This is a genomic window from Kitasatospora sp. NPDC001261 (assembly GCF_042896795.1).
Taxonomy (GTDB): Bacteria; Actinomycetota; Actinomycetes; order Streptomycetales; family Streptomycetaceae; genus Kitasatospora.
This window is the reverse complement of sequence record NZ_JBIAXP010000003.1, coordinates 30,212-40,654: the sequence shown is the minus strand read 5'-3', so window position 1 is coordinate 40,654 and position 10,443 is coordinate 30,212. Positions and strand designations below refer to the sequence as shown.

Annotated in this window: 10 protein-coding genes; 4 read left to right on the top strand and 6 right to left on the bottom strand. The window is 76.7% G+C overall.

The features are described 5' to 3' along the window. Positions 1-69: 69 nt before the first annotated feature. Positions 70-864: an aminotransferase class IV gene (locus ACFY4B_RS05210; protein WP_117490597.1), complete on the bottom strand. Its 795-nt coding sequence runs from the start codon at positions 862-864 to the stop codon at positions 70-72. Next, positions 857-1,888 (bottom strand): GNAT family N-acetyltransferase, encoded by a 1,032-nt coding sequence (locus ACFY4B_RS05205; protein ID WP_387966533.1) that lies wholly within the window; start codon positions 1,886-1,888, stop codon positions 857-859. Before ACFY4B_RS05205 ends, ACFY4B_RS05210 begins: the two co-directional genes overlap by 8 nt. Before the next feature lie 223 nt (positions 1,889-2,111). Between ACFY4B_RS05205 and ACFY4B_RS05200 the strand changes: the two genes are divergently transcribed. Both ACFY4B_RS05200 and ACFY4B_RS05195 read left to right on the top strand, forming a co-directional pair. Continuing rightward, complete coding sequence (locus ACFY4B_RS05200; RefSeq protein ID WP_387966532.1) at positions 2,112-3,461, top strand: glycosyltransferase 87 family protein; 1,350 nt, start codon at positions 2,112-2,114, stop codon at positions 3,459-3,461. Next, complete coding sequence (locus ACFY4B_RS05195; protein ID WP_387966531.1) at positions 3,368-4,498, top strand: glycosyltransferase family 4 protein; 1,131 nt, start codon at positions 3,368-3,370, stop codon at positions 4,496-4,498. The genes ACFY4B_RS05200 and ACFY4B_RS05195 overlap by 94 nt, the downstream gene beginning before the upstream one ends. Here the strand turns inward: ACFY4B_RS05195 and ACFY4B_RS05190 are convergent. From ACFY4B_RS05190 to ACFY4B_RS05175, 4 genes are all read right to left on the bottom strand, one after another. Then, a complete protein-coding gene (locus ACFY4B_RS05190; RefSeq protein WP_049660617.1) occupies positions 4,470-4,832 on the bottom strand; it encodes a hypothetical protein in 363 nt (120 codons plus the stop codon). The genes ACFY4B_RS05195 and ACFY4B_RS05190 overlap by 29 nt on opposite strands. 71 nt (positions 4,833-4,903) lie before the next feature. Then, on the bottom strand, positions 4,904-5,560 hold the full coding sequence (locus ACFY4B_RS05185; RefSeq protein ID WP_049660614.1) for a response regulator transcription factor: 657 nt from the start codon (positions 5,558-5,560) through the stop codon (positions 4,904-4,906). After that, positions 5,545-6,858 (bottom strand): sensor histidine kinase, encoded by a 1,314-nt coding sequence (locus tag ACFY4B_RS05180; RefSeq protein ID WP_380777344.1) that lies wholly within the window; start codon positions 6,856-6,858, stop codon positions 5,545-5,547. Before ACFY4B_RS05180 ends, ACFY4B_RS05185 begins: the two co-directional genes overlap by 16 nt. Positions 6,859-6,868: 10 nt before the next feature. Then, positions 6,869-7,780: a DMT family transporter gene (locus ACFY4B_RS05175; protein ID WP_387966530.1), complete on the bottom strand. Its 912-nt coding sequence runs from the start codon at positions 7,778-7,780 to the stop codon at positions 6,869-6,871. A 103-nt stretch (positions 7,781-7,883) separates the two neighbouring features. Here ACFY4B_RS05175 and ACFY4B_RS05170 point away from each other — a divergent pair, with 103 nt between their 5' ends. Together ACFY4B_RS05170 and ACFY4B_RS05165 are read left to right on the top strand one after the other, a co-directional pair. Then, positions 7,884-8,789, top strand: coding sequence for a LysR family transcriptional regulator (locus tag ACFY4B_RS05170; protein ID WP_380738131.1), 906 nt, complete (start codon positions 7,884-7,886; stop codon positions 8,787-8,789). A 196-nt stretch (positions 8,790-8,985) separates the two neighbouring features. After that, on the top strand, positions 8,986-10,296 hold the full coding sequence (locus ACFY4B_RS05165) for a chitinase (RefSeq protein ID WP_387966529.1): 1,311 nt from the start codon (positions 8,986-8,988) through the stop codon (positions 10,294-10,296). Positions 10,297-10,443: the final 147 nt, after the last annotated feature.

Genomic DNA, 10,443 nt, shown 5'->3' with positions numbered 1-10,443 from the left:
CAACGTGCTCCAACCTAGGGACGACGGGCTCCGCGAACCATGCAGGCCACCGGCGGAACGGCGGTGGGGTTATCCCCCCACCGCTTCGGCGGGAATCCCCAGGTAAGCGGCGCGCAGGACGGCGAGCGCCGGGTGCGCGGGGTCGAAGGCGGTGCCGTCCACGGCCGCCAGCGGGCGCACCCCGACCCCCGCGTTCACCGCGAAGGCGGCGGTGAAGCGGTCCAGCCCGTCGGCGGGCAGCGGCTCGCGGGACTGCGGGCCCCGGTACGCGCCGGACAGCAGCGCCTCCGTCACCCCGGGCAGGCTCGGGCCCTGCGGCCAGACCAGCCGCTCCCCGGCCAGGAAGCCGACGTTCCAGGTCGCGCCCTCGACCACCAGGCCGTCCTCGCCGACCAGCAGCACGTCGTCGTAGCCCGCCAGTTGGGCCTGCCGACGGTGGTGCACCAGGCCGAACAGGCCGACGTGCTTCACCTCCGGCAGCTCCCGCCGGTACGCCGCGGTGCGGACCCGCAGCGGGGCGGGCTCGGCCGCCGCGGCCGGGCGGGTGGTCACCAGCAGGGCGGGCGCGGCCGGGGCGGCGGGGCGCTCCAGGCCGAGCGCCGGGTCGTACACCGTGACCCGGACGATCACCGGCGCACCGTCGGCGGGCAGCACCGCGCCGATCCGCTCCCGCACCGCCGCCCGGTCCAGCTCGGCGCCGAACAGCGCCCGGCAGTCCCGGACCAGCCGGTCCAGGTGCAGGGCCAGACCGCGCACCCGGCCCGCCTCGGCGCGCAGGGTGGTGAAGTGCCCGTAGTTGAGCAGCCCCAGCGCGGCCAGCCGCGCCGGGTCGGCGGGGGCGCCGTCGATCTCGATCTCAGCCATCCCCCGAGTCTGCCAGCTGCGGGGACCCGGGCCGCGGCGCGGAGCCCGGCAGCGCGGACCGCGGGGACACTGACTGCGGCGGGACGGACTCCGGCAACGCGCCCTCCGGCAACGCGCTCTCCGGCAGCGGCACCGGGCGGTACGGGCTCACCACCCGCCGGCCCGCCGCCCGGGCCACCCGCTCGAACTCCTCTATCCGGTACGCCAGGCCCTCTGGCTCCCCGGCATCCGACCAGCGCCACGCCTCCGCCCACCACTGCGGGCCGCGCACCAGCGGCCGGCCGGCCAGCGCCAGGTACAGGGCCAGCGTGGAACGGGCGTACTCGTGCACCCAGCCGTCGCAGCCCCGGTAGTCCGCCGTCTCGTCCAGCCGCAGCCAGCGGCCCTCCTGCCCGGCGGCCAGTATCGGCACCCAGCCGCGCAGCCGGTCGGCGACCAGCAGGAGCAGCCGGCCGTCCTCCTCCCGCACCCGGTGCAGGGGGAGTTGGGGCATCCGGGCGAAGGAGAGCGAGTGCTTCCAGCCCACCACCCACAGGCCCCGGCGCAGGTAGTAGCGGACCGCCGGCTGCCAGGTCCAGTGCGCCTCCAGCCGGAACCCCGGCAGGCCCTCGGCGGTGGCCGCCGCGTACACCTCGTCCAGCGCCGCGGCGGCCAGGCCCCGCCCGCGCGCGGCCGGGGTCACGTAGAGGGAGGAGACGGCGAGCTGGCTCGGGCCCTTGGTCCAGTTGTCCACGGCGACGGTGCCCACCACGGCGCCGTCGTCGTCCTGGATCCAGTAGCGCCGCCGGTACAGCTCACCGCCCGGCCACTCCCGCCCGCTCTCCCCCAGCCGCTCCCGCCAGGCGCGCTCCGCCGGCGGCGCCAGCCCGTCCGGGTCCACCAGCTCGCCCAGCCCGCCCTCCACCAGGGACGCCAAGTCCCAGAGCGCGAACCGCCGTTCGTCCCCCGGCCCGGCCGCCCGCAGCCGCGGCCCCGCCGCCAGCCGGTCCTGCGCCCGCTCCACCGCCGCATCCCACGACCTCACCACAGGGCGAGGATAGCGGCGCGGCGGGGACGATCAGTAATCCGGCCGCCACCGAATGTCAGTACGGGGAGCGGGAGGTGGCGCCGACCCCGCCCCGCCGCCGGGCCGGCCCCGAGGACGGCGCCCGCCGCCGGCGGCCGTCGGGGCGGGGTAGGGAAAACCCGACCACGAGACTCGACCTGGCCGTGATGACCCCGCCGAGCTGCGGCGATGCAATGAAGCGGTGACGAAACGGGCGTGGTGGTGGTGCGGCGGGTGGCTGGTCGCGGCGGGGTGGGCGGGGGCGTTCCCGGTGGTGTCCGGGCTCGGGCCGCACCGGAGTTGGGGGGCCTGGGCGGCCTGCGGGTACCTGCTGGCGGCGCTCGCCGTGGTGCTGGTGCGGCGGCGCGGACGTGAGGTCTCGGTGGCGGTCGCGGCCCTCGGGGCGGTGCTGATGCCACTGCTCCTGCTGGTCCTGGACGGGCGGGGGCAGAGCGAGGTCGGGGTGATCGAGCGCTCCGGGTCGCTGCTGCTGCACACCGGCACGCCGTACCTGGCCGAGCCGCGGACCGTCGAGGAGTACACCCCGTACCTCCCCGGGATGGCCCTGCTGGGTCTGCCGCGGGCGCTGCTGGACGGCACCCCGCTGGGCGGCTCGCCGCTGGGCGACGCCCGGCTGTGGTGCGCGGCGGTGTTCCTGGTCTGCGTGCTGCGGACGGTGCCCGCCGGGCGCCGGCTCGGCGCCGCCGCGCTCACCGCCTCGCCGGTGGTCGCGCTGCCGCTCTGCGTCAGCGGGGTGGACCTGCCGCTCACCGGCCTCTGCTGGCTCGCCCTGGTCCGCGCCGCCGAACGACGGCCGGTGGCGGCCGGGTTGGCGCTGGCCGCCGCCTGCGCGCTGAAGTGGACGGCCTGGCCGGCGCTGGCCGTGGTGGCGGCCCTGCTGGCGGCCACCGCCGGACGGCGCGCGGCGCTGCGCGGGGTAGCCGTCGCGGTGGGGGCGGCGGCGCTGGCGGTGCTGCCGGTGGCGCTGCGCGCGCCGGGGCCGCTGGTGGAGCAGGTGTTCGCCTTCCCCACCGGGCGCGGCGGCCTGCCGACGCCGGCCGCGAGCCCGCTGCCCGGGCGGCTGCTGGCCGACCTCGGCCCGGCCGGCTGGTGCGCCGCCGTCGGCCTGCTGCTGCTCGCCGGGCTCGCCGTCGGGGCGTCCCTGGCCGTCCGGCCGCCCCGCACCGCGCCCGCCGCGGTGCACCGGCTGGCCCTCGGGCTGACCGCGGCCTTCCTGCTGGCGCCCGCCGGACGGTTCGGCTACCTCGCGCTGCCGCTCGTCCTGGTCCTGCTCTCCCTCTCGTCCTCCGTCTCGCCCTCCCTCCCGTCCTCCGTTCCGCTCTCCCTCCCGTCCTCCGTTCCGCTCTCCGTTCCGAAAGGCCTGCCATGGGCACCACCCTCGTCGTCACCAACGACTTCCCGCCGCGCCAGGGCGGCATCGAAACCTTCGTCAAGGCCATGGCCGACCGCGTCCCCGGTCACGACGTCGTGGTCTACACCTCGGCCGAACCGGGTGCGGAGCACCACGACGCCGCTCTCCCCTACCCGGTGATCCGCGACCGCGCCCGCACCCTGCTGCCGACCCCGCGGGCCACCCGCCGGGCCGCCGAGATAGCCCGGGCGCACGGCTGCGACCGGGTCTGGTTCGGCGCCGCCGCGCCGCTCGCCGCGATGACGCCCGGCCTGCGGCGGCTGGCGCCCGGCATCCGCCGCACCGTCGCCACCACCCACGGCCACGAGATCTGGTGGGCCCGCACCCCGGGCGCCCGCGGCCTGCTGCGCCGGATCGGCCGCGGCACGGACGTGGTCACCTACCTCGGCGCCTACACCCGCGCCCGGATCGCGCCCGCGCTCGGACCGGACGCCCGGCTGGCGCGCCTGGTGCCGGGGGTCGACCCGGCGGTCTTCCGGCCGGCCTCCGAGGACTCCGTCGGGGAGGCGTCCGCCGCCCCGGTGGTCCTCTGCGTGGCGCGGCTGGTCCCGCGCAAGGGCCAGGACGTGCTGATCCGCGCGCTGCCCGCGATCCGCCGGGCCGTGCCCGGGACGACCCTGGTGCTGGTCGGCCGGGGCCCGGACGAGGACCGGCTGCGGGGCCTCGCCCTCCGCCTCGCCGAGCCGGGCAGCGTGGTGTTCACCGGCGGCCTCGACCACGCCGCGACGGCCGTCCACTACGCGGGGGCGGACGTCTTCGCGATGCCGTGCCGCACCCGCCGGCTGGGCCTGGAGGCCGAGGGCCTCGGCATCGTCTTCCTGGAGGCGGCCGCGGCCGGCCTCCCGGTGGTGGTCGGCCGCTCCGGCGGCGCCCCGGACACCGTCCTGGACGGCGTCACCGGCGCGGTCGTCGACGGCCGCGCGCCCGCCGAAGTGGCCGCCGCCCTGACCCGGATCCTGCTCGCCCCGCCCGCCGAGCGCGCCCGGATGGGGGCGGCGGGGCGGCGCTGGGCGGAGGAGCACTGGACCTGGGAGGCCTCGGCGCGGCGGCTCACCGAGCTGCTCGACCCCGCCGTGCCCCTGCCGGACCCGGCCGACCCGGCCACCGCGGTCGATCCGGCCGGTACGGTCACTCCGGCTGCCCCCGCAGGTGCCTGACCAGCCGGGCGATCGCGGGCGCCCCGCCGTTGGCGCCGACCGCCGTCACCCAGTTCCGCGCCTGGCCCGGCAGGTCCTCCCGGCTCGGGCAGGAGAAGCTGAACAGCCAGACGTGGGCGGACAGGTCGCGTTCCGGAAGTGCTCGCCACTCCTCGCCCCCGGCGGCCGTCAGCACGTCCTGGCAGGCCGCCAGCGCCTGGTCCCCGTCCCCGGCCCACTCCTGCCGCAGCCACAGCAGGAAGTTGGTCTGGGCCGTCGTGGTGTCGTCCCTGGTCGCCTCGCCCTTGAGCATCCGGTTGACGATCGCGCTCTGCGGTTCCCGTGTCCTCGCCATGCCGCCATCGTTCCGGCACCGCGGCCGCCCTGACAAGGGCGTCACTCAAAAGCCGTACGGAGCCCGCCGGTTCACTCCCCGCGCAGGTGGGCCAGCACCGCGAGGACCCGCCGGTTACCCTCCGTCGGGTCCAGGTCCAGCTTCATGAAGATGTTCCCGCAGTGCTTCACCACCGAGGCCTCGGTGATGCTCAACCGGCCTGCCACGGCCTGGTTGTTGAGGCCCTCGGCCATCAGCGCGAGCACCTCGCGCTCGCGCGGGGTGAGCCGGGCCAGCGGGCGGTCGGCGGACCGGCCGCGCAGCAGCACCCGGACCACCTCGGGGTCGATCAGCGTCTCCCCGTCGGCGACCCGCCGCAGCGCGTCCAGGAAGTCCGCGACGTCGCCGACCCGGTCCTTCAACAGGTAGCCCAGACCGGCCGGTTGGGCGCCGGCCGCGGCGAGCAGCCGGGTCGCGTACGGGGTGGCCACGTACTGGGAGAGGACCAGGACGGGCAGGCCCGGGTGGCGCTCGCGCAGGGCGAGGGCGGCGCGCAGGCCCTCGTCGGTGTGGTCGGGGGGCATCCGGACGTCGGTGACCACGATGTCCGGCCGCTCGGCGTCGACGGCCGCGGCCAGCGCCTCCGCGTCGCCGACGGCGGCGGTCACCCGGTGGCCGCCGAGGGTGAGGAGTTCGACCAGTCCGGCGCGCAGCAGCACCGCGTCCTCGGCGATCACGACCCGGAGCACGGGACCTCCAGCCGCAGCGTCGTCGGGCCGCCCGTCGGGCTCGTCACCATCAACCGTCCTCTCAGCAGTGCCACCCGGTCGGCGAGTCCCGCCAGCCCGGCCCCGGCGGCCGGGTCCGCCCCGCCCCGGCCGTCGTCGGTCACCTGGACGACCAGCCGGCCGCCCGCGAGCCGCCCGTGGACGGTGATCGCGGTGGCGCCGCTGTGCTTGGCGGCGTTGGTGAGCGCCTCGGTGACGGTGAAGTAGGCGGTGGTCTCCACCGGGGCGGGCAGCCGCTCCGGGAGCTCGATGTCGGTGGCCACCGGGATCGGGTGGCGCTGCGCGACCTCGTCGACGGCGGCGGCGAGCCCGTGGTCGGTGAGCACCTGCGGGTGGATGCCGCGCACCAGCCCGCGCAGCTGCTCCAGCGCCTGCCGGGCCTCGCCGCGCGCCCGGGTGACGAGCTCCGCCGCCCGGCCGTCCCGGTCGCGCAGCTCGTACTCGGCGAGCCCGAGGGTCATGCTGAGCGCGACCAGCTGCTGCTGCGCGCCGTCGTGCAGGTCGCGCTCGATCCGGCGCCGCTCGGCCTCGAAGGCGTCGGCCAACCGGGCCCGGGAGCGGGTGAGTTCGAGCACCTGGTGGCCGAGGTCGTCCTCCCGGGGTCCGAGCAGGAAGCGGGCCAGCGCGACCTCGGCCCGGACCAGCAGCGCTCCGGCGTACGCGCAGAGCAGCAGACCGGCCAGTCCGGCGGCGGTGAACGGCAGGGCGGCGAACGGCCCGGCGACGGCGCGCCCGGGGACGAGCATCACGGTCTCCGGGGCGAGCGCCCAGACCACCAGCGGGGAGACCGTGAACGCGCCGGAGATCACCAGCAGCGCGGTGAAGCCCAGCGAGGCGGCGGCCAGCACGGTCGAGGTGAGCCCGGCGTGGGCGAGTTCGCGCCAGGTGGCCCGCTCGCGCAGCCGGGTGCGGACGCGGGCCCGGCGGCCGGCCCCGGGCAGACTGCGGTGCGGGTCGGGCGGCGGGACCGGCTCGACCAGCCGCAGCCGCCACCGGGCCACACCGGCGGCGGGGATGCCCGCGAGCGCCAGGGCGAGCAGCACCGGCAGTCCGACGCCGACCACCGACAGGCCCGCACCGACCACCAGCAGCACCGCGAGGACCACCAGCAGCACCGGCCCGAACAGCGCCCCGCCGAGCAGGTACGCCCAGCAGCGCGGCACCCAGCGGGTGAACGGGAAGCGCAGCGGGTGCGCCCGCAGCGCCTCACGGACGGACGTCGGCCGCCGCTCCCCGTCCGTCACCGACCCCTCGTTCACCCGGTCCACCCTAACCGACCGGCTGACGGTCCTTCGGGGCCCGGGCTCGGGCCGCGCGCGGCCTGGTCAGCGCGACGGCGGCGACCACCAGCGCGCCGCCGGCCAGGGCGTTCCAGCCGACCGGCTCGGCGAGGAAGGCCGCGCCGAGCGCGGTGGACCACAGCGGCGTCACGTACGTCACAGCCGAGGCCACCGTCGTCCCGGCGCCGCGGACCAGCGCCAGGTTGAGCAGGTAGGCCACGCCCGTGCCGAGCGCGCCGAGCACCAGCAGCGCGCCGGCCGCGGCGGCGCCCGGCCAGCGCGGAAGGCCCGCGGCGAAAGGCGCCACCAGGGCCAACTCCACCGTGGCGCAGGTGATCTGGAGTGTGGAGAGGGTGGTCACCGACTCCGGGCGGCCGGACAGGAAGCGGCGCAGGTAGGCGAAGCCCGCGCCGTAGCAGCAGGCGGCGGCCAGACAGGCCAGCGCACCGGCGGTCGCACCGGCGCCCAGGCCGCGCCAGACCCCGAGCACGGTGAGCACGCCGACGAAGCCGAGTCCGAGACCGGCCAGCCGGCGGCCGCCCGGGCGGCGCTCCTCGGGGACGGTCAGCACCGCGAACAGCAGGGTGAACAGCGGGGTGGTCGCGTTCATCACCCCGGCGAGCACCGAGCTGACCCTGGTCTCCCCGAAGGAGAAGAGGGTGAACGGCACGCTGTTGAGCAGCACCGCGACCATCGCCGAGTGCCCCCACAGCGCCCGGTCGCGCGGGGCCCGCTCGCCGCGCAGCAGCAGCACCGCCCACAGCGTGGTGGCGCCGAGCAGGCAGCGCCACAGCGCCACCCACAGCGGCGGCATGCCCGCCTCGACCGCCACCTTGATCAGGGCGAAGCTCGCGCCCCAGATCGCCGACAGTGCCACGAAGCCCGGCAACCAGCGCCTCACCCCGACCACCTCCGTCCTCCCGTCGCGTCTTCTGGACAGAGCGTGGCCCGGCGGCGCAGCATGAGTCCAACAAGTGGCAGTGCACTCGTGATGAGGAAGTCTCATGACCCCGGACGTCAACCTGGCCCAGCTCAGGGCACTGGTCGCGGTCGCCGACACCGGCGGCTTCAGCGCGGCCGCCGACGAGCTCGGCATCAGCCAGTCCGCGGTCTCGCACGCCGTCGCCGCGCTGGAGCGCAGCCTCGGCGCGCCCGTGCTGTGGCGCGGCAGCCCGTGCCGGCCCACCCCGCTGGGCGAGCAGGTCCTGCCGCACGCCCGGACCGCCGTCGCCTCGGCCGCCGCCGTCCGCGCGATCGCCACCCGGCACTCCGGCGGCCCGACCGGCACCGTACGGCTGGCGGCGCCGACCACCGTCTGCCAGGCGCTGCTGCCCGGGCTGCTCAAGGACTGGCGGGCGGCCTACCCGCAGGTGACCGTCCGGGTCTTCGAGGGCGAGGACGACGAGCTGGCGGCCTGGCTGGAGGCGGGCACGGTGGACGCCGCTGTCCTGGTGGACGCCGGGCCGCTGCCGCCCGGGGCGGTCTCGCTCGGCGCCGACTCGATGCACGCGCTGCTCCGCCGCGACCACCCGCTCGCCGGTCAACCGACCGTCCACGTGGCCGAGTTGGAGGACGACGACTTCCTGCTCTCGGAGGGCGGCTGCGAGCGCCACATCCGCGAGGCCTACCGGCGGGCCGGCACCCGCTTCACGCCCCGGCACCGGATCCGCGACCTGAACAGCCTGATCGGCATGGTGCACGCGGGCGTCGGGGTCTCGGTGATGCCCGCGCTGGCGCTGACCATGCTCCCGGCCGACTGCGTGCTGGTCCCGATCCGGCCCGCCGTCCACCGGACGCTGTCGCTGACCGGGCCGACCGGCCGCCCGTGGTCCCCGGCGGTCGGCTCGCTGCTGGCGGGGATGGCGCCGGGAGTGGCGGCCGGGGCGGCGGCCGGCGTTCCGTCCCGGTGAGCCGGCTCCAGGGCCCGTCGGCCGACCGGTGCGCCTTGACCTCTTTGGGGTTGACCGCCCTTCCCTGACAGGTCTATACCAGTGAGGACCTTCGGCAACCACCCGCCGCCGACGGCCCGTTCGGCCGCCACGCCACCCCCGCACCCGGCGTGAGCAGGCCCGCCTTCCCCACTGCCGTGTCCTGGAAAGGCTTCCGATGGAACGCGCTCTTCCCCCACAGCACACCGCACGTCCCCCCTTCAGGCGCCGCGCCGTACTCGCCGTGGCCGCCGCGCTCGGCCTGGTCGCCGGCGGCGTCGCCGCCCTGGCCGGCTCCGGCTCCGCCGCCGCGGACACCACCGGCACCACCGGCACCGGGGCCGCCGGAGGGCTCGGCAGCAACTGGTACGCCTCGGCGCCGTACCTGATGCCCGAGGACAACAGCCCGCCGGACGCCGCCGCCGTCATGGACGCCACCGGCCAGAAGGCCTTCCAGCTGGCGTTCATCCTGGCCCAGGGCAGCAGCTGTTCGCCCGCCTGGGGCGGCACCTCCCCGATCGACACCGACACCACCATGCCGAGCGTCATCCAGACCGTCCGCGGCAAGGGCGGGGACGTCTCGGTGTCGGTCGGCGGGTACGGCGGCACCAAGCTGGGCCAGGTCTGCGGCACCCCCGAGGCGACCGCCGCCGGGTACCAGAAGGTGATCACCAAGTACGGCCTCAAGGCGATCGACTTCGACCTGGAGGAGCCGGAGTACGAGAACACCGCGGCCATCCACAACGAGATCGGCGCGGCGCGGATCCTCCAGCAGAACAACCCCGGCCTGTACGTCTCGATCACCACCGCCGGCACCAACGCGGGCACCGGCTGGTTCGGCACCCAGATGCTCAACGAGGCCAAGTCGCAGGGCTTCACGCCCGACAACTACTCGATCATGCCGTTCGACGGCGGCTTCAGCGGCGCCGCGGCGCAGACCGACGCGCTGGTGAAGTTCAACCAGATCCTGCAGACCACCTTCGGCTGGAACGAGGCCACCGCCTACGCCCACGAGGGCGTGTCGATGATGAACGGCCGCACCGACGCCGCCGAGTACTTCCACCAGTCCGACTTCCAGACCGTGCTGGACTTCGCCACCGCGCACGGCCTGGCCCGGTACACCTACTGGTCGGTCAACCGGGACCGCCAGTGCGCGGGCAACGTCGACCCGGGGCTGTCCGGCTCCTGCTCCAGCGTGGTGCAGAACGACTGGGACTTCACCAGGTTCACGGTGAAGTTCGCCGGGGCGACCCCGCCCACCACGCCGCCCACCACCCCGCCCACCACCCCGCCGACGACTCCCCCGACCACGCCGCCGACCACCCCGGGCAGCTGCGCCGCCCCGGCATGGAGCGCGAGCACCACGTACAACGGCGGCGCCAAGGTCTCGTACAACGGGCACGCCTACCACGCCAAGTGGTGGACGCTGAACGAGGTGCCGAGCACCAGTGGCCAGTGGGGCGTCTGGGCCGACGACGGGCCCTGCTGACGGCCGTACCGGCGACCACCAGCGGGGGGGGGGGGGGGCCCAACCCCCCCCCCCCCCCCCCCCGCCACCCCCCCCCCCCCCCCCCCCCCCCCCACCCCCCCCCCCCCCCCCCCCCCCCCCCCCCCCCCCCCCCCCCCCCCCCCCGCA

Coding starts and splice junctions, on each gene's coding strand:
- ACFY4B_RS05210 (WP_117490597.1), bottom strand. CDS start 864: ATGGCTGAGATCGAGATCGACGGCGCCCCCGCCGACCCGGCGCGGCTG.
- ACFY4B_RS05195 (WP_387966531.1), top strand. CDS start 3,368: ATGGCCGACCGCGTCCCCGGTCACGACGTCGTGGTCTACACCTCGGCC.
- ACFY4B_RS05190 (WP_049660617.1), bottom strand. CDS start 4,832: ATGGCGAGGACACGGGAACCGCAGAGCGCGATCGTCAACCGGATGCTC.
- ACFY4B_RS05170 (WP_380738131.1), top strand. CDS start 7,884: ATGACCCCGGACGTCAACCTGGCCCAGCTCAGGGCACTGGTCGCGGTC.
- ACFY4B_RS05165 (WP_387966529.1), top strand. CDS start 8,986: ATGGAACGCGCTCTTCCCCCACAGCACACCGCACGTCCCCCCTTCAGG.